The organism is Streptomyces sp. NBC_00237, from assembly GCF_026342435.1.
Lineage (GTDB): Bacteria > Actinomycetota > Actinomycetes > Streptomycetales > Streptomycetaceae > Streptomyces.
The window spans coordinates 2,524,614-2,546,611 of sequence record NZ_JAPEMT010000001.1; the positions used below are offsets into that span (position 1 = coordinate 2,524,614).

Sequence of the window (21,998 nt, forward strand, 5' to 3'; positions counted from 1 at the left end):
GGGGTGGCCGCTGGGAGGCGGGCATGGCATCTGGCCTCCGGTGGGCGCATACTGAAGGTAATGACAAAGCCAGCCGGAGCCCGGCGACACCTGCCGTCCAGTCCCTTCAACGTCCCGGCCCCGGCCGCCCCGCCCATTGAGAACTACGAGGTGGGAGACCGGGTTTCGCATGATCAATTCGGACTCGGAAGAGTCGTAGGCGTCGAGGGAGACCTCGCCGTGCTCATCGACTTCTCCGGACGTCAGGGGCGGATTCTCAGCCCCTACTCCAAGTTGACCAAGCTCTGAGCCTCCGAGGCTCCGGGAAAACGCCTCCGCCCCGTACTTCGATCATCACGATCGGGATACGGGGCGGAGGCGTTTCGGTACGTTCCGGGGGTCCGGAGTGTCCCGGGGCTGGGAGACGCGTGGGAAAGGCGCCCTAGGAAACGGGCTCCGTCGCGTCGTCGCGCATCGCGTCCGCCCACTCGACGAGGAGCAGTTCGTACTCCTCCGAGGGCCAGGCCCCGTCCGTCGTCTGCGCGTCCACGAGGCGGCGGATCGCCGCGTTCGCCTGGTCCGCATCGGAGACCTCGGGCCCGGTGGGCTCGGGGGCGGCGGCGGACGGAGAGGTGGTGGACATGCCTTCCAGGCTACGTTCGGGCACCCGTGACCAAACCCTTCTGGCACGTGGCATCCATCACGCGTCCGGCCTCTCCGGCCCCCGCCGGCGCTCCCGTCCCTACAGCGCCTGGGCCGCGGGCTTCACCATGCCGCGCACCGTGCGGGACTTCACGAAGTCACCCATCGCGGTCATTTCCCACTCGCCGCTGAACTGTTTGATCAGCTTCGCCATCATCACGCCCGTCTGGGGCTCGGCGCCCGTCAGGTCGAAGCGGACCAGTTCCTCGCCGGTCGTCCCGTCGAGCAGGCGGCAGTACGCCTTGGCCACGTCGGTGAACTTCTGGCCGGTGAAGGAGTTCACCGTGAAGACCAGGCCCGTGGCCTCCGCCGGGATGCGGCCCAGGTCCACCACGATCACCTCGTCGTCGCCCGCGCCCTCGCCGGTGAGGTTGTCGCCGGAGTGCTTGATCGCACCGTTCAGGATGGACAGCTTGCCGAAGTAGCAGCTGTCGATCATCTTGCGGTTGCCGTCGTAGGCGATGACCGAGGCGTCCAGGTCGATGTCCTTGCCCCGGAACGCGGGCTCCCAGCCCAGGCCCATCTTGACCTGCGAGAGCAGCGGACGGCCGCCCTTGACCAGGGACACCGTCTGGTTCTTCTGGAGGCTCACCCGGCCCTTGTCCAGGTTGATCTTGCCGTTGCCCGGGGCGGGGGCGGCCGGAGCCGGGGCCGGGGGAGCGGCCGGGGCCGCCGGGGCGGCCACCCTCGGGTCGTAGGACGGCATGGGCGCCGACGGCGGGGCTGCGGGGGCGGAGGCGGCCTGCGGGACCGGGGCGGCGGCCGGGGCCGCGGGGGCCGGGGCGGGCTCCTCGACCGAGACGCCGAAGTCGGTGGCGATGCCCGCCAGCCCGTTGGCGTACCCCTGGCCGACCGCGCGGACCTTCCACGCGCCGTTGCGGAGGTAGACCTCGACCACGACCAGGGCGGTCTCGGTGCCCAGCTGCGGCGGGGTGAAGGTGGCGATCACGGCGTTGTCGTCCGCGCCGCGCACCGTGGCCGTGGGCTCGACGCCCTGGAAGGTCTGGCCCGCCGCGTCCGGGCTCGCGGTCACCACGACCCGCTCGATGCCCGGCGGCAGCGCGCCCGTGTCCACCACGATCGCGTCCGGGGCCGTACCGCCGCCCGAGCGGTACGTCACACCGGGCCCGGCGGGCTGGTTGTAGAAGATGAAGTCGTCGTCGGAGCGCACCTTGCCGTCGGCGGTGAGCAGCAGGCCCGACACGTCGAGCCGCACCGGGGCGGCGACGTCCACGGCCACGCGGGCGGTGGGAAGCGGAATGTTCGAGCCAGGGGTCATTGCGGTCATGTCACAGGTAACGACCGGGACGGCTTTGCCGTTCCCTTACCTTCGGACGAATTTGCGGAGCCGCCCGGACGGCCCAGCGCACTGTTCGGGCCCGGCCCGGCAGCAGCGCCGTGATCAGCGGTTTCGCGGCCGGAGCAGCGGCGCCGAGGGTGTTCAGCGGTTGCGCGGGTGGTTGCGGGCCATCCGCTCGTTGCCGAACTTGTACGCGCCCGTCCAGCGGGCCATCACCAGCTGCTCGTCGCCGCCCGTCACCTCGGCGAGGAACTTCTCGGCCCGGCCGCCGCGCAGGGTGGAGGCGGCGCGCTGGTGGTGCGTGATCACGACGGTTCCGTCGCCACGCTGCTCGTATCGGAATCCATGAGGTTTCGGCATGGGGTGATGGTTTCGTGCCGGAGACCCCCCGCGCGAGTGAATTTGGCCCGAGGCGCCTACGCGTCAGTACGGCCACTGCGGCGGATCGGTGCAGAACACCCCTCCCAGGAAGTCGTGTTCGGGGTCGCCGGGAGTCGGCTCTCCGTGCTCGGCGAGGAGCTTCTGCGCGTACTGCTCCGAGTCGTCCTGCGGTACGTAACCCAGCGCCCGCGCCGACGACAGGTCCCAGCCGAGACGGGTGTTGTCCGACGACCCGAACACCACCGTGTGCCCCACGCGCGGAGCGGTCAGCGCCGCGTCGAAGAGGCGCGCGGCGTCACCGGGGCTCAGCCACAGTGCCAGCGTCCGCACCGTCGACGGCTCCATGGCGCACTCGCCGATGCGCACCGACACCGTCTCCAGGCCGTCCCGGTCCCAGTACAGCTGCGCCAGGTCCTCGCCGAACGCCTTGGAGAGACCGTAGAAGGTGTCCGGGCGGTGCGGGGTCTCGACGGGCAGCGGAGCGCCGCCGGGGCGCGGGAGCGGGGCGAAGCCGATCGCGTGGCTGCTGGAGGCGTGCACGATCCGCCGCACGCCCTCCTCGCGGGCCGCCTCGTAGAGGTTGTAGGTCCCCTCGATGTTCGAGCGGAGGATCTTCTCGAAGGGGGCCTCCAGGGAGATGCCCGCCAGGTGCACGATCGCGTCCACGCCCTCGACGGCCTCGCGCAGGGCGTGCTTGTCGCCGAGGTCGGCGGTCACCGCCGTCGGCTCGCCCTCGATGGGCGTCGCGTCGAAGAGCCGCAGCGCGTAGCCGTACGCGGGGAGCAGCCCGCGCATCAGGGTGCCGATGCCTCCGGCCGCGCCGGTGAGCAGGAGTGTGCGGGAAGCAGCGGGCATGGGAGGGGCTCCTCGGGAGGTTCCGCGACGGTACGCCGGTGTGGGGGCGGCGACCGTCGCGACGCTAGGGAGCGGGTCGGGGCGAGTCAAGTGATGGGCGGTGTACGGCGTTTCCTGGACGGAGCCCGGTGCGATCGGGATCGCCTCCCGCGCGTTACGGGGTCCACACCGCCCGGTCGTGGGCGAACAGCACCCGCTGCGGGGAGAGTTCCGCCAGCCGGTCCAGCCACGGCCGTTCCGCCGGGGCCGTCCCGGTGCGGGCCTCCAGTTCCGCGTGGCTGTACTCGGAGGCGACGTCGTACGCCTGGCCCGCCAGCACGGTCGCACCGTCGGGACCCGAGACCACCAGCGACTGGTGGCCCGGGGTGTGGCCAGGCGTGGGGACGATCAGCACCCCGGGCCACACCTCCGCCTCGCCGTCCAGCACCTCGTACGCGAGGGGTGGTCCTGGCGGGTCCACCAGTGCGTCGATCGTGTGGTCGCCCGCCCGGGCCAGGGCCAGTTCCTGCGCCTGCACGAAGACGGGGAGACCGGCGAGCGCGGGGTTGCCGCCGATGTGGTCGAAGTGGAGATGACAGTTGACGACCGCGGACAGGTCGCCGGGGGACACTCCCGCGTCCGTCAGGGCGTCGGTCAACTCCCGCCGTTGCGGGCGGTAGTGGGCGTCGGTCTCCGCGCAGCCCCGGCCGATTCCGGTGTCGAAGAGCAGCAGTCCCTGGGGCCGCCGCACCAGGTAGGCGAGGACGGCTTCGGTGCGGGGACGGCCGGTGCCGGTCTCGCTCGCGGGGCGCACGAAGTGCCCCAGGTCGAGGCGGCGTATCGCGAAAGTGTCGTTCATGGACCCATGGTGGCAAGGGGTTTCGCGGAAATCTTGAAGAATCCCGGCCCCGGTCGATGAGTTTCCGGGACGCTCGGGGTCTTCCCTTCGTCGCTGCCGCGACGCCGGTTGCCGTAGCGGCTCCGGGTGCTTGAGGAGAGGGACCGTGATGACGACCACCGCGACCGCCGCCCCCACCTGCGTCGTGTTCGACCTCGAACCTGCGGCCCGCCGTCTGGACCGCCTCCTCGACGGCGTGACCGACGCGGATCTGGAAGCGGCCACCCCGTGCGAAGAGTTCACCGTACGAGACCTCCTCGCCCATCTCGTCGACCTGACGGCGGCGTTCCGCGACGCCGCACGCAAGCGACCCGGGTCCGAGCCTGGGCTGCCCCGGACGCCCGCGCCCCCGGTGCTTCCCGGGAGCTGGCGGTGGCTGCTGCCCCAGCAGCTGGCCGCACTCGTGGACGCCTGGCACCAGCGGGACTCCTGGGCCGGTGAGACCGCCGTCGGCGGCACCGTCGTGCCCGCCGGGGTCGCCGCACAGATCGCCCTGGACGAACTGGTCCTGCACGGCTGGGACCTGGCGCGGGCGACCGGGCAGACCTTCGCCTGCGACCGGTCGAGCCTCCAGGTGGTGTACGCGCTGCTCGCCCCCGAGGCGGACAACCCGGCACGCGCCCCGATGTTCGGCCCCGTCGTCGACGTACCGGACGGATCCTCCTTCCTGGACCGGGTGGTGGGGCTGGGCGGCCGGGACCCCCGGTGGTCGTCGCGGGCGGCGGAGAGGCACACCCGGTGACGCGCCCGGTGACGTACCCAGTGATCCACCCAGTGACGCACCCGGGGACGCACCCGGGGACCGCCCGCATCGCCCGGCACCGCACATAGCGGACACCGGAATCCGATCAGGGGGTCACCAAGGGCTGACGTGGGGCGGGCCGCCGTGCATACGATGCGTGGCTGTGGCGCATACATCACTGCGTCACCAGCCGCCCGAGGGGAATCAGCGTGCGTACGAAGGTACTTCCCGCCCTGTTCTGTGCCGGACTCATAGCAACCACCAGCGTGCTCGCAGGGAGTGCAGCCAGCGCCGCGCCCAGCGGCGCGTCCGCCGCCCAGGAGGCCGCCGCCCAGGACGCCACCCTCCGCGAGAAGCTGGAGGAGATCCCCGGCCTGCGGATCGTCTCGGAGGCCCAGAAGGAGGGCCGCCCCTTCTTCACGCTCATGCTGAGACAGCCCATCGACCACGACAAGCCGTGGCGCGGCAGCTTCGAGCAGCAGTTCACCCTGTGGCACAAGGCCGAGACGGCCCCCGTGGTCCACTACACCGGCGGCTACACCCTCTCCTCCGGCACCCGCGAGATCACCACCCTCCTCGGGGCGAACCAGATCAGCGTCGAGCACCGCTTCTTCGGCAAGTCCGTCCCGGCGGGCACGACCGACTGGAGCAAGCTCACCATCCAGCAGCAGGCCGCCGACGAGCACAACATCGTGCAGGCCATGAAGCGCATCTACCCGGCGAAGTGGCTGGGCACGGGCGCCAGCAAGGGCGGCATGACGCAGACCTACCACGAGCGCTTCTACCCGGACGACCTCGACGCCGTCGTCGCGTACGTCGCCCCCAACGATGCCGACAACCGCGACGACCGGGTCTACGACGACTTCTTCAAGACCGTAGGCACGGCCGAGTGCCGCACCGCGCTGGACGCCGTGCAGCGCGAGATGCTGGTCCGCCGGAAGGCGCTCCTGCCGATGTTCGAGGCCACCTCCAAGGAGCAGGGCCTCACCTTCCAGCAGCTCGGCACCACCGACCGCGCCTACGAGTTCTCCGTCCTGGACCAGGTCTGGAACTTCTGGCAGTCCGGCACGTACACCGACTGCCCGACCGTCCCGGACGCCAAGAAGGCCACCGACAAGGAGCTGTACGACTGGTCGCTCGGCCACGGCCTGTCGATCTACTCCGACGCCGACGCGGGCCCCGCCGGAACCGGCCCGTACTACCGCCAGGCAGCCGCCCAACTGGGCTGGGCCGACCTGAAGTTCAAGCACCTGCGCGACGTCCGCAACTACCCGGACATCTACCAGCCCAACTCCCTGCTCCCCGCCGACATGCGCACCCGCTACAGCGGCTGGGACGCCAAGGACGTCGACCGCTGGGTGAACAGGAAGGGCCGTCAGATGATGTTCGTGTACGGCCAGAACGACCCGTGGAGCGCGGAGCGCTACCGCCCCTCGAAGCGCGACTCGCACCTGTACGTCGCCCCGAACACCAACCACGGCGCGCTCATCTCCAAGCTGGTCCCGGAGCAGCGCGCTGAGGCGGAGGCGACGGTCAAGCGCTGGGCGGGCGTGAAGTAGCCCGCTGGGCAACGGAGTTGAGCGCGGCACACGAGGCCGCGCTCAACTCGTCTCCCTCGGGCACGGTCCGTCGGCCGTCGTGCGGGGCGGTTCAGCCGCCCAGCGCGGCCTTCATCGTCTTCTGTGCGACCGGCGCGGCCAGACCGTTTCCGCTGACCTCGGAGCGGGCCGCGCCCGAGTCCTCGATCAGGACCGCCACCGCGACCTCCTTGCCGGTCCGCTTGTCCTTCGCGTACGAGGTGAACCAGGCGTACGGCGTCTTGCTGTTCTTCACGCCGTGCTGGGCGGTGCCGGTCTTGCCGCCGACCTCAGCCCCCGCGATGCGGGCGTTCGTGCCCGTGCCGTCCTCGACGACCGTCACCATCGCGCTGCGCAGCTGCTCGGCGGTGCGCTCCGAGACGACCCGCTTGGCGTCCGCGCCGTCCTCGTGCTTCTCCAAGACGTCACCGCCCGCGCTCGTCACCTCCGACACCATGTGCGGGGCGGGCAGCTCGCCGCCGTTGGACAGGGCGGCCGAGACCATCGCCATCTGGAGCGGGGTGGCCGTCACGTCGAACTGGCCGATGCCGGTCAGGGCGGTCTGCGCCTTGTCCATGCCCTTCGGGTACACGCTCGGGTACGCCCGTACCGGCACGTCCAGCTTGTCGGTGTTGAAGCCGAACTTCTCCGCCGTCGCCTTCACCTTGTCCTGCCCCAGGTCCACGGCGAGCTTCGCGAAGACGTTGTTGCAGGAGTACTTGAGGGCGGTGCGCAGGGTGGCGTTCTCGCACGGCGCGGACCGGTTCTCGTTGTGCAGGACCGTGCGCGTGCCGGGGAGGGTGTACGGGTCGGGGCTGTCCGTGGCCGTGTCCACCGAGCCGTACAGGCCGTCCTCCAGGGCGGCCGACGCGACGACCAGCTTGAACGTGGAGCCGGGCGGCAGCGGCTGGCGCATCGCCCGGTTCGTCATCGCCTTGTCCTCGTCGTCCCCGGCCGTCAGCTTCTTCCACGCGTCGCCGTCGTGCGAACCGGTGATCGTCGAGGGGTCGTAGGACGGGGTGGAGACCATGCCGAGGATGCGGCCGGTCTTCGGGTCGATGGCGACGACGGCGCCCTTCTTCTTGCCGAGCGCCTCGTACGCGGCCTTCTGGACCGCCGGATCGATGGTCGTGACGACGTTCCCGGGGCGGGTGGCCTTGCCCTGGAGCAGGTCGGAGGGGTTCTTCAGACGGTCGTCCGTGCCGTCGAGGACCTTGCCGTAGATGCCCTCCAGCTGCGTCGATCCGTACACCTGCGAGGTGTAGCCGGTGACGGGCGCGTAGAGCGGCCCGTCGGTGTAGGTGCGCTTGTACGCGAGGTCGCCTCCCGACGTCTTCGCCGATCCGGTGACCGGCGAACCGGCCACGATGATGTTCCCGAGCGGGTTCGCGTACTGCGCGATCACGTTCCGCCGGTTGTGCTTGTCGTCTGCGAGCGCCTTTCCCTGGTACGCCTGCACCCACGTCACCCGCACCAGCAGCGCGAGGACGAGGAGCAGACAGAACACGGCGGCGCGCCTGATCGTCTTGTTCATCCTGTGGGGGAGGACGAACGGAGATCGGGCGGGAGTTCCGTTCTGTGGTGGTTCTTATCCTTTTCTCAGGTGCGGGAGGGGCGTGTGGTGCGGTCGGAGTCCCGTGGGAGGCGGGTCAGCCCGGCTGGATGAAGCCCGTCTCGTACGCCACGATCACCGCCTGCGTCCGGTCTCTCGCCCCGGTCTTCGCGAGGACCGCCGCCACATGGGTCTTGGCGGTCGCCGCCCCGAAGCCCAGCGACGCGGCGATCTCCGCGTTCGTCAGGCCCTTCGCCATCAGCCGCAGGACCGCCGACTCCCGCTCGGTGAGCCTGGCCGCCCACGCGGGCGGGGCCGCTTCCCTGCGGCCGTGCTCGGCGGCCAGCGAGCGCACCGCCGCCGGGAAGAGCAGGCTGTCGCTCCTGGCCACCAGGCGCACCGCCTGCACCAGGTCCTCGGCCGCCGCCCGCTTCAGCAGGAACCCGGCCGCGCCCGCGCGCAGCGCGTCGTACACGTAGGAGTCGTTCTCGAAGGTCGTGACGACGACGATGCGGGGCGGGTCGGGGAGCGTGGCGAGGATCTGCTCGGTGGCGCGGATGCCGTCGATCTCGGGCATCCGTACGTCCATGAGGACGACGTCGGGGCGCACGGAGCGCACCACGGACACGGCTTCCGCGCCGGTCGCGGCCTCGCCGACGACCTCCAGGTCGGGTTCGGCGTCCAGGATGACGCGCAGGGCGGTGCGGACCATGCGCTCGTCGTCGGCGAGGACGACGCGGACGGGAGCCCGCCCGTCGGGAGCCTGCGCGGCGGACGGGGTGTTCATCGGGTGCCTCTTGCGGTGTCGTCGGCGAGCGGCAGCCGGGCGGTGATCCGCCAGACACCCTCGTCCTCGTGCGGCCCCGCCTCGGTGCGCCCGCCCAGCAGCACGGTCCGCTCGGCCATGCCGCGCAGGCCCCGGCCGCCGCCGGGGCGGACCGGGGCGGGGCGCTCCGGCAGGGGGTTCGCCATCTCGATCTCCAGCTCCTCGCCGCGTACGGCGTCATGGTTCAGCCGCACGGCCAGCGCCACGGGCTGCCCGCCGCCGTGCCGCAGCGCGTTGCTCAGGCCCTCCTGAACGATCCGGTACGCCTCCCGGGACACCGCGTCCGCCACCTTCGCCAGCGCGTCGTCCCCGTCTCCGGTGCGGGTCACCGGGACGCCGCTGCGGGCGAGCAGTCCTTCCAGCGAGCCGAGGGTGGGCCCCATGAGGTCCGACTGCCCCTCGGGGGCGTCCTCGGCCCGTCTCAACACCCCGAGTACGGCGTCGAGTTCGCCGACCGTGCGCCGCGTGGTGTCCTCGATCGCGGCCAGCGCCTCCCGGACGAACTCCACGTCCGAGACGCGCCCGCTGTCCAGGACCTTGCGGGCCGCCCCCGCCTGGAGGGTCACCGCGCTCAGTGCGTGCCCCACCGAGTCGTGCAGTTCGCGGGCCAGCCGGTTGCGCACGGCGAGGTCGGCGGCCCTGCGCTCGGCCGCCGCGAGACGGTCGGCGGGGGTCGGCCCGAGCAGGACGGGGGCGCACCGGGCCAGCAGCGCCGAGGCCCCCGCGCTCGCCGCGGCCAGCAGCAGGAACGCCAGGACTCCCGCGAGCGGCATGAGCGCCACGAGCCAGGGCTTCCCGGCGACCTCCGTCAGGCCCCAGTCGGCGTTCCGCAGGGCGGGTACGAAGGGCAGGGCGATCAGCAGGCCCACGAACGGCGTCAGCGCCAGCGAAGCCCCGCTGATGACGCCGCCGAGCGCGAGGTGCAGCGTGAACCACCCCGAGGTCCGCACCCGCGCGGCCCGGGTCCTGGCCGGACCCTCCGGGAAGCCGTCGCCCCGGCCAGGACGGCCCGGCAGCAGCCCCAGCGAACGGATCGTCGCCACCGACAGCGGCCGGGCCGGGGCCAGCAGGCCGAACACGGCGACCAGCGGCAGCGCCGCAGCGAACGCCCAGAGCTGCCCCGACATCGAGCGGAAGAGGCCGTCGCCCCCCGTCAACGGGCCCACGGCCACGGTCGCCAGCAGGTGGAACGGCATCAACAGCGCACCGCCCACCACCAGATGGAGCCAGCCGATGCGCGCGGCCCACCCGAACAGCCGTGCCCACAGGCGCCGTTGGCTCATTCCGCGCGCCTCAGCCGGGCGAAGAGGAGCGTGCCGCCCACCAGGGCGAGGAGACCGATGATCACCTGGACAGCGTAGGTCAGCAGGTCCGGGAGCGGGGCGGGCTCCCGGTTGCCGAGGAGGTTGCCGGTGACCAGCATCCACGCGCCCCAGCAGCCGAGCGCCCCCGACCCCGTCCAGGCCATCGCCAGCGCCGCCTTCAGCGGCGTACGGCCGCCGATCCGCAGCGCGAGCATCAGCAGCCCGGCGCAGGCGGCCAGGGCGAAGGCGCCGTGCGAGCCGGAGACCAGGCGGGCGTTGACGGTGACCGGCTCCACGACCCCGGCCCCGTTCCCGGTGAAGGCGGTCATGAAGTGCGGTACGGCGCAGGCCAGGGCCAGTACGGCGCCCGTGATCCCGAGGGTGCGCAGTGCCGCTCCCGGCCGGGGGGCGCGGGCGACGGGGCCTTGCCACAGGTGCCCCCAGCGCTCCTTCGCGTACGGGACGAACAGCCCGCCCAGGGCGATGCCCTGGAGGAGGAAGCCCCCGTACACCACGGTGAACACCCACGGGTCGAGGAAGGGCGGGTGCCCCTCCGCCTCGACGCCGCCGGACTCGCCGAAGACCAGTTGCAGCGGGAAGCCCGTCATGATCGGGGCGAGCAGCCCGGACGCCGCCCACATCGGCAGTGCGAGGAGCGCGGCGGGCACCCGCCGCCCCCATGCCTGGGTGAGCAGCATCGCCAGCACGATCACGCCGGCGTCCATCAGGACGGTCGCGGAGTTGGCGATGATCATCAGGGCCCGGTTGTCGAGCAGTGCGCTGCCGTCGGGGATGCCGAGCCGGCCGCCCGCGATCCAGGTGATCTTGATCGCGAGGTACGGCAGGCAGGCGACGGCCGACAGGACGCGCAGGACGCGGCGGGTCGTGGAGGCGGGCCGGTGGGCCGGTACGGCGCGGCCGGTCGGGGCGAGCGGTGTCGAGGTCATGCCTCCACGCTCCCGTCCCGGCCGTTCCCGCACGTCCTGCTGCTGGCGGAACCGTCTCCCCCGGGCGGGGGAGACCGTTCAGGAGGAGAGGGTGAAGACGGCTTCCTCGATCCGCGCGCCGCGCGCGTTCGCGTACCCCTTCTCCCGGTGCGAGAGCACGAAGCCGCACTTCTCCATGACCCGGATCGACCCGCTGTTGTCGGCCGCGGCCCGCCCGTACAGCGGCCGGTCGGGCACCCGTTCCAGGAGGGCTCGCAGTGCCTGGGTGGCCAGCCCCCGGCCCCAGTACTCCCGCCCGATCCAGTACGTGATCTCCCGCTCCTCGGGCGGTCCGAACACGGCCGCGTTCCCGACGACCACTTCCTCGCCGTCCTCCGCGTGGCCCACCACGGTCAGCGCCACCACCCGCGGATCGCTGAGGTTGCGCCGCCAGTGCGCAGCGAAGTGCTCCCGGTCGGCGGGGTCCTCGGCGGTGAAGGCGGCCATCGCGGCGGCGGCGGCGTCGTTGGTCTGCTGGAAGAAGACGGGGAGGTCGCTGTCGCGGACCTCGCGCAGGGAGATCCGCAGGGGCCGGGACCGGGCGTTCGGCGGGAGATGCGGCGGCGGATTCGACGGAAGCACGATGTTCCTCCGGGCGGTACGGCACGAGACGCGGATCCCGCAGATTATCGAACAGAGGAGCGGGTGGGGCGGGAATGAGGAAGGCGGCGGCGGGGTTGTCCCTTTGTTGACGCTTGTACTTGTATGAGACCGGGAGAAGAAGAATCATGACCACGCCCGCCGCCCCCCTGCGCGTAGAGATCTGGTCGGACATCGCCTGCCCTTGGTGTTATGTCGGAAAGGCCCGTTTCGAGAAGGGTCTCGAAGCCTTCGCGCACCGGGACGACGTCGAGGTCGTCCACCGCTCCTTCGAGCTCGACCCGAACCGGGCCAAGGGCGACGTCGTCCCCGTCGTCGACCTGCTGGCGAAGAAGTACGGCCGCACCCACGAGCAGGTGCGCGCCATGGAGGAGACCGTCGCCTCCAACGCGCACGCCGAGGGTCTCGGCTACGTCACCGAGGGCCGCGACAGCGGCTCCACCTTCGACATCCACCGCGTCCTGCACCTCGCCAAGGAGCGCGGCCTCCAGAGCGAGCTGCTCGACCTCGCCTACCGTGCGAACTTCGCCGAGACCGAGTCCGTCTTCGACGACGAGGTCCTCGTGGGCCTCGCGGTACGGGCGGGCCTGGAGGAGGCCGAGGTGCGCGCGGTGCTGGCCGACCCGGCCGCGTACGCCGACGCCGTGCGCGACGACGAACGCGAGGCGGCCGAACTGGGGGCGAACGGCGTGCCGTTCTTCGTCTTCGACCGCCGCTACGGGGTGTCCGGCGGGCAGCCCTCCGAGGTCTTCACGCAGGCGCTGGAGCAGGCGTGGCGGGGGCGCTCCCCGCTGGTCCAGGTGACGGGGGCGACGGGGGCTGCCGAGGGGGAGACGTGTGACGTGGACGGCAACTGCTCCTGAGCACGGGGCCGTTGGGTGAAACGCTGTGGACGGGGGGCCGGGGGCGGGGCAGAGTCTGCCGTATGACCTCTCCTTCCCGTTCCAGTGTTTCCCCCGCCGGCGTGGAGCTCGCGGCCGGTGAGTTCGCGCCCGACGGCACGTACCTGAACACCTCCTCGGCCGGGCTCCTGCCGCGCCGCACCGTCGAGGCCGTCACGACGCTCGCCGAGCGGTGCGCCCTCGGCGTCCGGCCCGACGCGAGCACGTACGAGTCCGTCGAGCGGGCCCGGGCCGCGTACGGACGCCTGGTCGGCGTCGCGGCGGAGCGGGTCGCCGTCGGCGCTTCGGCGTCGGCGCAGGTGTCGGTGGTGGCGGCCTCGCTGGCTCCGGGGGCGGAAGTGCTGCTGCCGGAGGGGGAGTTCTCGTCGCTGGTGCAGCCGTTCGTGGTGCGTCCCGATCTGAAGGTGCGCTGCGTTCCGCTCGACGAACTCGCCGCCGAGGTGCGGCCGGAGACCGCACTGGTGGCGTGGTCGGTCGTGCAGTCCTCGGACGGCCGCCTCGCCGACGACGGGGCGGTACGGGCGGCCGCCGCCGCGCACGGTGCGCGCACGCTGGCCGACCTGTCGCAGGCGGCGGGGTGGCTGACGGTCGACGCTGGGGCGTACGACTACACGGTGTCGGTGGGGTACAAGTACTTGCTGTGCCCGCGCGGGACGTCCTTCCTGACGGTGTCGCAGGAGGCCCAGGAGGTCACGCTGCCGGTCCAGGCGGGGTGGTCGGCGGCCGAGGACATCTGGAACAGCACGTACGGGCCGATCGCCGAACTGGCACGGTCGGCCCGGCGGTACGACACGTCGGTTCCCTTCCTCTGCTACGAGGCCGCGGTGGAGTCGCTCGCCCTCGTCGAGTCGGTGGGCGTCGGGGTGCTGGGTGCGCACAACGTGGCGCTGGCGGACCGGTTGCGGGCGGGGCTCCTTGAGCGCGGGCACCTTCCGGTGCCCGCGCCGGGGTCGGCGGTGGTGGCCGTGCCGGGGCTGGGAGAGCGGGCACAGGGCCTGGGGAAGGCCGGGGTGAAGGTGTCCGCGCGGGCGGGGAACCTGAGGGTGTCCTTCCACCTGTACAACCGGGTGGGGGACGTGCAGCGGGTACTCGCGGTGCTCGGGCAGGGGGCCCGCTAGCCCCTCCGGCCCCGTGCCACGGCCACCCCGCCCGCCGCCAGGAGCAGGAGGCCCCCGCCCACCAGGTACGGCGTCGTCGAACTGCCGCCGGTCTCCGCCAGGTTGACCGGGTCCGCCGTCACCGTCTGCGGCAGCGGGGCCTCGGACGGCGGCGACTTCAGCGTCTGCACGTTCGGCACCGTGCAGGCCGTCGACGCCAGCGTCACCACGCCCTCCACCTCCGCCACGTTCAGCTTCAGCGGGTTCACCGACACCTTCAGCTCCAGCGCCGCCGCAGCCGCCTCCCGGGTCGTCGTGTGCGTCTTCGAGAGGGTCAGGGACACCTCGCCCACCGCCGGGACCCGCACCCGGGTCGGGCCGCCCGCCGTCAGCGTCACCCGCTTGCCCAGTACGGTCACCCGCCCCAGCGCGTTCGCCTCCGCCTCCGGGCGCGCGCCCGCCACGCACGAGGAGCGCGAGGTGACCTTCTCGACCTCGATGAGGGAGAGCAGGGGCAGGCCCGGGACGTGCACCTTCGCGCGCGCCAACTCCGCCCGCGCCTCCGCCCGTTCCGCCTGTACGTCCGCCGCCGCCTTCGCCACCTCCGCCCGCAGCATCGACACCGGCTGCCCCTGGTTCACCCCGTCGACGGTGACCGTCAGCGCCGTCCGCGCCGCGCTCCCCGGGGCCCGTACCTCATTCAGGGACGTCGTCACCGGCACGTGCAGCGTCTTGTTGAGGAGCGAGACCTCCAGGCCCGCCTTCAGCACGGAGGCTTGGGCGGTCCCCTTCTCCGAGGGGTGGTCGGTGGCCTGCGCGGGGCCCGCCGTCAGGGCCAGCAGCGTCACCGCCCCGGCGACGGGACCGAACGCGGGCATGCGGAAGAGAGAGCTGTTCAAGGCGGTGGAACCCCCACAAGTGAATGACGTCGCCCGACCGGCGGCCGTCCGTCACGGGGGACACCGGGGAGGCCGCGGTCGGGCGACCGAGACAGGGGAATCTTTACGCACGGAGGGTGAAGGGGGAGGCGCAGAGCGTGAGTTCACTCCAACGGGTTGTTCTCGGGAGTGCGTTCGGGCCGAAGTGTCGTGTTGGGTACGGGAGTTCGGCGCTGAGGTGCCCGTCACCCCCGAGTGGGGGAGCGCCCAGGAGTTCATGAGGGCGTACAACGACAGCGGACGTCCCCGCGTCACCGGCGCGTCAACGCCCGCTCAGTACGCGCCCGTTCACCACCACGTGCCGGGGCGCGCCCAGCACCCGTACGTCCGCCCGAGGATCCGCCTCGTACACCACCAGGTCCGCCGGAGCGCCCTCCGCCAGCCCCGGGCGGCCCAGCCACTCCCTCGCCGCCCACGCCGTGGCGCCGAGCGCGTCCCGGGGCGGGATGCCCGCCTTCACCAGCTCCGCCACCTCCTGCGCCACCAGCCCGTGGGCGAGGGAGCCGCCCGCGTCCGTGCCGACGAAGACCGGGATGCCCGCGTCGTACGCGGCGCGCACCGTGTCGTACCGGCGCGCGTGCAGCTCCCGCATGTGCGCCGACCAGCGCGGGAACTTGGCCTCGCCGCCGTCCGCGAGGTGCGGGAACGTCGCGATGTTGACCAGGGTCGGGACGATGGCCACGCCCCGCTCGGCGAAGAGCGGGACGGTGTCCTCGGTCAGGCCCGTCGCGTGCTCGACGCAGTCGATCCCGGCCTCGACCAGGTCGCGCAGGGAGTCCTCGGCGAAGCAGTGCGCCGTCACCCGCGCGCCTAGGCGGTGCGCCTCCGCGATCGCCGCCTCGACCTCGCCGCGCGGCCAGCAGGGGGTCAGGTCGCCCGCCTCGCGGTCGATCCAGTCGCCGACGAGCTTCACCCAGCCGTCACTGCGGCGGGCCTCCCTCGCGACGTACGCGACCAGGTCGCCTGGCTCGATCTCGTGCGCGTAATTGCGGATGTAGCGGCGGGTGCGGGCGATGTGGCGGCCCGCCCGGATGATCTTCGGGAGGTCGTCCCGGTCGTCGATCCAGCGGGTGTCCGCCGCCGACCCCGCGTCCCGGATCAGCAGCGTGCCCGCGTCCCGGTCGGTCAGCGCCTGCTTCTCGCTGGTCCCGGCGTCCACCGCACCGTGCCGGTCGAGCCCGACATGGCAGTGCGCGTCGACCAGCCCGGGCATCACCCAGCCCGTGACCGTGGTCAACTCCGTCGCGGAAGGCGGGCGTTCGTACGTGATCCGGCCGTCCACCGCCCAGAGTTCGTCGCGTACGTCGTCGGGTCCGGCCAGTACCCGGCCCTTCACGTGCAGCACCTCGTGATCGCTCATGCCCAGCACTGTACGAGCCCCCGCCCCTGCCCCTCAGTCCGCTGCGACGGCGGCCTTCTCGCGCCCGCCCAGCACCGCCCGGCCCGCGTCCCCGCCCAGCCGCAGCGCCCCCGCCGTCGCGGCCAGCGCCACCACGGCCAGCAGCCCGAAGGCGACCGGGTACGCGGCCTCCGCGCTCACCGCGCCGCCCGCCCGCAGTGCCAGCACGCCGACCGCGACGCCGAGGCCCGCCATCAGCTGCTGACTCGTCGCGGAAAGAGTGTTGGCGTCCCGCATCCGCTCCGGCGGCACGTCGCCGAACGAGATCGTCATGTAACAGGTCAGGCCGAGGGAGCGGGCCGCCCCGCTCAGCACGGCGAGTGCGGCGATCACGGCGACCGGGGTGTCCGCCGTCAGGAAGCCGCAGGCGGCGGTCGTCGCGGCCAGACCCACGGTCGCCACCACCAGCAGCGTCCGGAAGCCGAAACGGTGCAGCAGCCACGTCGTCGACGGCTTGATCCCGATGTTGCCGACGAAGACGAAGAGGACCACCGCCCCCGACTTCACCGCACTCCACCCGAACACGTCCTGGAAGAGGAGCGGCAGCAGGAAGGGCACCGCCCCGACCACGATCCAGAAGAGCGAGCCGCCCGTGACCGACGCCCGGAAGGTGGCCACGCGCAGGGTCCGCAGGTCGATCAGGGGGTGCCGGGTGCGCAGCAGATGGCGTACGACCAAGAGCAGGGCCAGCGCGGAGGCCGCCGCCACCGCCACGGTCGTGCCCCACGGGCCCACCGGCTCCGACACCAGGTGCGCGGCCCAGGTGATCCCGCCGAGGCCCGCACAGACCAGGACCGTTCCGGCGAGGTCCAGCGGCGGGGGAGTGCCGCGTCCGCCCGCCGGGATCAGACGGCGCGTCACCAGGAGGGCGAGCAGCCCGAGCGGCACGTTGATCAGAAAGAGCCAGCGCCAGTTCGCGTACGTGGTGAGGAGACCGCCCAGGAGCGGGGCGATCACCGGCGCGATCAGCGCGGGCCACACGATGAACGCCACCAGGCGCGGAATGTCGGGCTTCGCCGCCCCGCCCAGCACGACCAGGCGTCCGACCGGCACCATCATCGCGCCGCCCGCCCCCTGGAGGACCCGCAGCGCGACGAGCTGCCCCACGTCGGTGGCCAGCGCGCACCCCAGCGAGGCGAGCGTGAAGACGGTGATCGCGCCGAGCAGGACGCGCCGGGCCCCCAGCCGTACGGTCAGCCAGCCGCTGAGCGGTATGAGGACGGCCAGCGTCACCAGGTACGCGGTGACCAGGAGACCGACGGTGGCGGGGGTGGTGTGCAGGGAGGCGGCGATGTCGGGAGCGGCCGTCGACACCAGGGTGCCGTCCAGGTTCTCCATGAAGAAGCAGCCCGCGACGAGGAGCGCGATGCTGCGTTGACGTGCGTCGATCATGACTCTCCGAAGGGAGGAGTGAGGAAGAGGCGGATGTCCCCGCGGCCGTCGGGAGATGTCCATCGTCGGCTCCGTGACTGCTGACCACAAGTTCCGAATGAGCAACCTAGGATTGCGTTCCATGCAGCTCCCGGACCTGAACCTCCTCCCCGCCCTGGACGCCCTCCTGCGCACCGGCAGCGTCGCCGGGGCCGCCGCCGAGATGCGGGTCTCCGCCTCCGCGATGAGCCGCACGCTGGGCCGGCTGCGCCGGGTGGTGGGCGACGCCCTGCTCGTGCCGGCCGGGCGGGGGCTCGTGCTGACCCCTGCCGCGCGGGCCATGCGGCCGGGCGTACGGGCCGCGCTGGAGGCGGCGTCGGCGGCCCTCCAGCCGCCACTGCCCCTCGAACTGGACACGCTGGAGCGGGAGTTCACCATCCGGTGCAGTGACGCCTTCTGCGTGTCGGTCGGCTCCGGGCTCGTGGCGTACGCCGCCGAAGCGGCCCCCGGGGTACGGCTGCGCCTGCTGCCCGAGGGTGACGAGGACCCCGCCGACCTGCGCGACCGGGTCGACCTCGACGTCGGGGTGCTGCCCCCGCTGCCGCCCGACGTGCGCAGCAGCCCGCTGGGCAGCGGCAGCTACACGGCGGTGGCCAGGAAGAGCGCTCCCTTCGCCCGACGGCCGCTCGGCGTCGAGGAGTTCGCGGCGGTCCCGCACGTCACCGTCTCCCGGCACGGCCGCGCCCACAGCGTCGTCGACGACCGGCTGCGCGCGCTCGGGCTCACCCGGGACGTCCGCGCGACCGTGCCCACGTACGGCGCGGCCTGCTTCATGGCGCTCGGCGCGGACGTGCTCGCGCTGGTGCCGTCCGGGTACGCCGTGCACGCCGTACGGGAGATGGGGCTGGTCGCCCTGGACATCCCGCTCGACCTGCCGGAGGCGGAGTCCGCGCAGGCATGGCACCTGCGGGTGGACGCCGACCCGGCGCACCGGTGGCTGCGGGCGGCCGTCGAGCGGCTCAGCGGACAGGCACACGCCCGGGTCCGGAAGGGGGGACTACCCTCGGCCGGGTAAGGCCGAACACTGATCCGAAGAGAGCGCCGCCGTGACACAGCCTCCGCTGAAGCCGAACCTGCTGGACCTGCCCGCCCTCACCGCCGAGGACGTCGCGCGCATCGACGCCAAGGTCGCCGCCTTCCTCGGCACCGGGCAGGACGTCGTGATCATGCAGGGCGAGGCTTTGCTGCCCCTGGAGGCGTGCATCCGGGCGGGCGCACCGCGCGGCTCGCACGCGCTGAACATCGTCACCGGTCCCTACGGACAGACCTTCGGCAACTGGCTGCGCGACTGCGGCGCGACCGTCCACGACCTCGCGGTGCCCTTCCAGACGGCGGTCACCGCCGACGCGGTGCGCGAGGCGCTCGCCGCCCACCCCGAGATCGGCTTCGTGTCGCTGGTGCACGCCGAGGCCGCGACCGGCAACACCAACCCGGTCGCTTCGATCGGCGAAGTGGTGCGCGCCCACGGCGCGTTGTTCTACCTGGACGCCGTCGCCTCGGTCGGCGCGGAGCCGGTGCGCCCCGACGCGTGGGGCGTCGACCTGTGCGTCATCGGCGCGCAGAAGGCGATGGGCGGCCCCGCCGGGGTGTCCGCCGTCTCCGTGAGCGCCCGCGCCTGGGAGCGCTTCGCCGCCAACCCGGACGCGCCCCGCGCCTCGTACCTCTCGCTCCTGGACTGGAAGGCGCGCTGGATCGACGGCGGACGCAAGGCGCTGATGTTCGCCCCCGCTCAGCTGGAGATGCTCGCGCTGGAGGCGTGCCTCGACCGCATCGAGGCGGAGGGCCTCGACGCCGTCATGGCGCGGCACGCCCGGGCCGCCGCCGCGACGCGGGCGGGTGCCCTCGCGCTCGGCGGCGGGATCGAGCCGTTCGTGCACGAGGCCCGGGACGCGGCCCCCGTCGCCACCACGCTGCGCGTGACCGGCGGGCTCGACGCGTCCGAGGTCGTCGCGAAGGCCCTGGCCCTCGCCCCTTCGGCACCGCTGATCGCGGGCGGGGGCGCGCTCGCCAAGGAGATGATCCGGGTCAACCACTACGGCGCGGACGCCACGCGCGGGGCGGTGCTCGCCTCGCTGGAGGCGCTGGCCGGTGCGCTGGAGGAGCTCGGCGCTCCGGGCGTGGAGACCGCTTCTGCCCGGAGTGCCGTGACGGAAACCTGGCCGGGCGAATAATTCACCAGCAATGGGTGATGGGATTACGGCGCATTCCCCGTAATTCAAAGAAGTTCACAGAAAACGGGAAGCTGCTTATTCACCGCAGCTTCCCGTTTTCTTATGCCCGCGATCAAGAAGGTTAAACGCCAAGGTTTCGACAGGGGTTCGCGGGTGTTTCGCACGTGTGACCGACCCCACACGCAAGGCGATTTGCCCGGAAATTACCGGGCAAATCGGCTTCATTTGCGACCGGTTCACCGCCGCCTCGCGCTCGCGCGATAACATATTCGGCGCTTTTGGCCAACCCCGTCCCTCCATGCATTTTTTGAATTCCCTCGGTAAATTTCACCGACATGACTGCCGCACAAGCAGACCCAGTAACCACGTCAGTTTTGGAGATCGACAGCCCACGAGTGGAGGACGGAGCTGCGATCTGGCGCATTGCCCGCGACTCCCAGGTCCTGGACCTGAACTCCTCGTACAGCTACCTCCTGTGGTGTCGCGACTTCGCGACGACCTCGGTGGTCGCCCGCGACCGGCCCGGCGGCGACCCGATCGCCTTCATCACCGGCTACGTCCGCCCGGAGCGCCCCGAGACGCTGGTCGTCTGGCAGGTCGCGGTCGACGACGAGCACCGCGGTCGCGGGCTGGCCGGGACCCTGCTGGACGCGCTGACCCTGAAGGTCGCCGCCAGCCACGGCATCAGCACCGTCGAGACGACGATCACCCCGGACAACGTCCCGTCCGACCGGTTGTTCACCTCGTACGCGGAGCGCCGCGGCGCGACCGTGAGCCGCGAAGTCCTCTTCGACGAGGGCGTGTTCCCGGCCGAAACGGGCGAGAGCCACCTGCCCGAGGTGCTGTACCGGATCACGCCGGTCGCGCCCTGAGCCGTCCGCGCACCGTCGCGCCCGTGGCGTGAGCCGTCCGCGCACCCCCGTGCCCGTGGCCTGAGCCGTCCGCGCACCGTCGCGCGCCGTCCCGCCGGACGTGCGTCCGCTCCGGGACCCCCTGAACTCCTTCTTCGTACACCCGCCCTCTCCCCATCCCAGGAGACCGCAGTGACCATCACACCCCCCGCCCTCAGCGTCTTCGAAACCCTTGAGTCCGAGGTCCGCAGCTACTGCCGCAGCTGGCCCGCCGTGTTCGACCGTGCGCAGGGCTCGCGCATGTACGACGAGGACGGCCACACCTACCTGGACTTCTTCGCGGGTGCGGGCTCCCTCAACTACGGGCACAACAACCCGGTCCTCAAACGCGCCCTGATCGACTACATCGAGCGCGACGGGGTCACCCACGGCCTCGACATGGCGACGACCGCCAAGCGTGCGTTCCTGGAGACCTTCCAGAACGTGATCCTGCGGCCCCGCGACCTCCCGTACAAGGTGATGTTCCCGGGCCCGACGGGCACCAACGCCGTCGAGTCCGCGCTGAAGCTGGCCCGCAAGGTCAAGGGCCGCGAGTCGGTCGTGTCCTTCACCAACGCCTTCCACGGCATGTCGCTCGGCTCGCTGGCGGTCACCGGCAACGCCTTCAAGCGCGCCGGGGCGGGCATCCCCCTCGTCCACGGCACGCCGATGCCGTTCGACAACTACTTCGACGGCCAGGTCCCGGACTTCCTGTGGTTCGAGCGCCTCCTGGAGGACCAGGGCTCGGGCCTCAACAAGCCCGCCGCCGTGATCGTCGAGACGGTCCAGGGCGAGGGCGGCATCAACGTCGCCCGCGCCGAGTGGCTGCGCGCCCTCCAGGACCTGTGCCACCGCCAGGACATGCTGCTGATCGTCGACGACATCCAGATGGGCTGCGGCCGTACCGGCGCGTTCTTCTCCTTCGAGGAGGCGGGCATCACGCCGGACATCGTCACCCTCTCCAAGTCGATCAGCGGCTACGGCCTGCCCATGTCGCTCTGCCTGTTCAAGCCGGAGCTGGACGTCTGGGAGCCGGGCGAGCACAACGGCACCTTCCGGGGCAACAACCCCGCCTTCGTGACGGCCGCCGCCGCCCTCGACGCCTACTGGGCCGACGGCCAGATGGAGAAGCAGACCCTGGCGCGCGGCGAGCTGGTCGAGCGAGCGCTGCTCGCCATCGCCGACGAGAACGCCGAGGCGGGCGTCAGCTTCCGGGGCCGCGGGCTGGTCTGGGGCATCGAGTTCACCGACAAGGACCGCGCCACCGCCGTGTGCCGCCGCGCCTTCGAACTCGGCATGCTCCTGGAGACCTCGGGCCCGCAGAGCGAGGTCGTGAAGCTCCTCCCGGCCCTCACCATCCCGGCCGACGAACTCGACGAGGGGCTGCGCATCCTGGCGCGCGCGGTCCGCGAGACCGCCTGACGCCTCGTCACCCCACACATTCCGTACGTACGCACGCCGTACGTACTCACGCGAGAGAAGGGTCCAC

22 protein-coding genes are annotated in these 21,998 nt (G+C 72.1%); 9 read left to right on the forward strand and 13 right to left on the reverse strand.

Annotated elements, in window-relative coordinates; translation table 11 throughout:
- Window positions 1-60 precede the first annotated feature (60 nt).
- Window positions 61-288, forward strand: coding sequence for a hypothetical protein (locus tag OG897_RS11120; RefSeq protein ID WP_185025425.1), 228 nt, complete (start codon window positions 61-63; stop codon window positions 286-288).
- Window positions 289-421: 133 nt separating this feature from the next.
- Here OG897_RS11120 and OG897_RS11125 read toward each other — a convergent pair whose 3' ends face one another.
- The 5 genes from OG897_RS11125 to OG897_RS11145 form a co-directional block, all read right to left on the reverse strand.
- Window positions 422-622, reverse strand: coding sequence for a hypothetical protein (locus OG897_RS11125; protein WP_266655290.1), 201 nt, complete (start codon window positions 620-622; stop codon window positions 422-424).
- A 99-nt stretch (window positions 623-721) separates the two neighbouring features.
- Window positions 722-1,969 (reverse strand): TerD family protein, encoded by a 1,248-nt coding sequence (locus OG897_RS11130; RefSeq protein ID WP_266655292.1) that lies wholly within the window; start codon window positions 1,967-1,969, stop codon window positions 722-724.
- 153 nt (window positions 1,970-2,122) lie between these two features.
- The gene (locus tag OG897_RS11135; RefSeq protein ID WP_266655294.1) at window positions 2,123-2,341 is read right to left on the reverse strand and encodes a hypothetical protein; all 219 of its coding nucleotides are present in this window, start codon (window positions 2,339-2,341) and stop codon (window positions 2,123-2,125) included.
- A gap of 63 nt (window positions 2,342-2,404) precedes the next feature.
- Window positions 2,405-3,217 (reverse strand): NAD(P)-dependent oxidoreductase, encoded by an 813-nt coding sequence (locus tag OG897_RS11140; protein WP_266655296.1) that lies wholly within the window; start codon window positions 3,215-3,217, stop codon window positions 2,405-2,407.
- A 154-nt stretch (window positions 3,218-3,371) separates the two neighbouring features.
- Window positions 3,372-4,055 (reverse strand): N-acyl homoserine lactonase family protein, encoded by a 684-nt coding sequence (locus OG897_RS11145; protein WP_266655298.1) that lies wholly within the window; start codon window positions 4,053-4,055, stop codon window positions 3,372-3,374.
- Between the two features lie 148 nt (window positions 4,056-4,203).
- Here OG897_RS11145 and OG897_RS11150 point away from each other — a divergent pair, with 148 nt between their 5' ends.
- Together OG897_RS11150 and OG897_RS11155 are read left to right on the forward strand one after the other, a co-directional pair.
- Window positions 4,204-4,836, forward strand: a complete 633-nt coding sequence (locus tag OG897_RS11150; RefSeq protein WP_266655300.1) for a TIGR03086 family metal-binding protein — start codon at window positions 4,204-4,206, stop codon at window positions 4,834-4,836.
- A 209-nt stretch (window positions 4,837-5,045) separates the two neighbouring features.
- On the forward strand, window positions 5,046-6,395 hold the full coding sequence (locus OG897_RS11155) for a S28 family serine protease (RefSeq protein WP_266655302.1): 1,350 nt from the start codon (window positions 5,046-5,048) through the stop codon (window positions 6,393-6,395).
- A 91-nt stretch (window positions 6,396-6,486) separates the two neighbouring features.
- Here OG897_RS11155 and OG897_RS11160 read toward each other — a convergent pair whose 3' ends face one another.
- The 5 genes from OG897_RS11160 to OG897_RS11180 all read right to left on the reverse strand — a co-directional run bounded on the left by OG897_RS11160 (window position 6,487) and on the right by OG897_RS11180 (window position 11,609).
- The gene (locus tag OG897_RS11160) at window positions 6,487-7,947 is read right to left on the reverse strand and encodes a penicillin-binding protein 2 (RefSeq protein ID WP_266655304.1); all 1,461 of its coding nucleotides are present in this window, start codon (window positions 7,945-7,947) and stop codon (window positions 6,487-6,489) included.
- 115 nt (window positions 7,948-8,062) lie between these two features.
- Complete coding sequence (locus OG897_RS11165) at window positions 8,063-8,752, reverse strand: response regulator transcription factor (protein WP_266655306.1); 690 nt, start codon at window positions 8,750-8,752, stop codon at window positions 8,063-8,065.
- Entirely contained in the window at window positions 8,749-10,074 is a 1,326-nt protein-coding gene (locus OG897_RS11170) for a sensor histidine kinase (protein WP_266655308.1), read from the reverse strand. The genes OG897_RS11165 and OG897_RS11170 overlap by 4 nt, the downstream gene beginning before the upstream one ends.
- Window positions 10,071-11,042: a hypothetical protein gene (locus tag OG897_RS11175; RefSeq protein WP_266655310.1), complete on the reverse strand. Its 972-nt coding sequence runs from the start codon at window positions 11,040-11,042 to the stop codon at window positions 10,071-10,073. Before OG897_RS11175 ends, OG897_RS11170 begins: the two co-directional genes overlap by 4 nt.
- Window positions 11,043-11,120: 78 nt before the next feature.
- A complete protein-coding gene (locus tag OG897_RS11180; RefSeq protein ID WP_266656750.1) occupies window positions 11,121-11,609 on the reverse strand; it encodes a GNAT family N-acetyltransferase in 489 nt (162 codons plus the stop codon).
- Window positions 11,610-11,830: 221 nt separating this feature from the next.
- Between OG897_RS11180 and OG897_RS11185 the strand changes: the two genes are divergently transcribed.
- Together OG897_RS11185 and OG897_RS11190 are read left to right on the forward strand one after the other, a co-directional pair.
- On the forward strand, window positions 11,831-12,544 hold the full coding sequence (locus OG897_RS11185; protein ID WP_323188059.1) for a DsbA family oxidoreductase: 714 nt from the start codon (window positions 11,831-11,833) through the stop codon (window positions 12,542-12,544).
- A 62-nt stretch (window positions 12,545-12,606) separates the two neighbouring features.
- On the forward strand, window positions 12,607-13,701 hold the full coding sequence (locus tag OG897_RS11190) for an aminotransferase class V-fold PLP-dependent enzyme (RefSeq protein ID WP_266655314.1): 1,095 nt from the start codon (window positions 12,607-12,609) through the stop codon (window positions 13,699-13,701).
- Here the strand turns inward: OG897_RS11190 and OG897_RS11195 are convergent.
- The 3 genes from OG897_RS11195 to OG897_RS11205 all read right to left on the reverse strand — a co-directional run bounded on the left by OG897_RS11195 (window position 13,698) and on the right by OG897_RS11205 (window position 17,409).
- On the reverse strand, window positions 13,698-14,579 hold the full coding sequence (locus OG897_RS11195; RefSeq protein WP_266655316.1) for an SCO1860 family LAETG-anchored protein: 882 nt from the start codon (window positions 14,577-14,579) through the stop codon (window positions 13,698-13,700). The genes OG897_RS11190 and OG897_RS11195 overlap by 4 nt on opposite strands.
- A 301-nt stretch (window positions 14,580-14,880) precedes the next feature.
- Window positions 14,881-15,978, reverse strand: coding sequence for an amidohydrolase family protein (locus OG897_RS11200; protein ID WP_266655318.1), 1,098 nt, complete (start codon window positions 15,976-15,978; stop codon window positions 14,881-14,883).
- A gap of 33 nt (window positions 15,979-16,011) precedes the next feature.
- Complete coding sequence (locus OG897_RS11205; RefSeq protein ID WP_266655320.1) at window positions 16,012-17,409, reverse strand: MFS transporter; 1,398 nt, start codon at window positions 17,407-17,409, stop codon at window positions 16,012-16,014.
- A 121-nt stretch (window positions 17,410-17,530) separates the two neighbouring features.
- On the opposite strand from OG897_RS11205, the gene OG897_RS11210 reads away from it, so the two are divergent.
- The 4 genes from OG897_RS11210 to ectB all read left to right on the forward strand — a co-directional run bounded on the left by OG897_RS11210 (window position 17,531) and on the right by ectB (window position 21,931).
- Window positions 17,531-18,463, forward strand: a complete 933-nt coding sequence (locus OG897_RS11210; RefSeq protein WP_266655322.1) for a LysR family transcriptional regulator — start codon at window positions 17,531-17,533, stop codon at window positions 18,461-18,463.
- 31 nt (window positions 18,464-18,494) lie between these two features.
- The gene (locus tag OG897_RS11215; RefSeq protein ID WP_266655324.1) at window positions 18,495-19,619 is read left to right on the forward strand and encodes an alanine--glyoxylate aminotransferase family protein; all 1,125 of its coding nucleotides are present in this window, start codon (window positions 18,495-18,497) and stop codon (window positions 19,617-19,619) included.
- A 335-nt stretch (window positions 19,620-19,954) separates the two neighbouring features.
- On the forward strand, window positions 19,955-20,491 hold the full coding sequence (gene ectA, locus OG897_RS11220) for a diaminobutyrate acetyltransferase (protein WP_266655326.1): 537 nt from the start codon (window positions 19,955-19,957) through the stop codon (window positions 20,489-20,491).
- Window positions 20,492-20,662: 171 nt separating this feature from the next.
- The gene (ectB, locus tag OG897_RS11225) at window positions 20,663-21,931 is read left to right on the forward strand and encodes a diaminobutyrate--2-oxoglutarate transaminase (protein ID WP_266655328.1); all 1,269 of its coding nucleotides are present in this window, start codon (window positions 20,663-20,665) and stop codon (window positions 21,929-21,931) included.
- Window positions 21,932-21,998 lie beyond the last annotated feature (67 nt).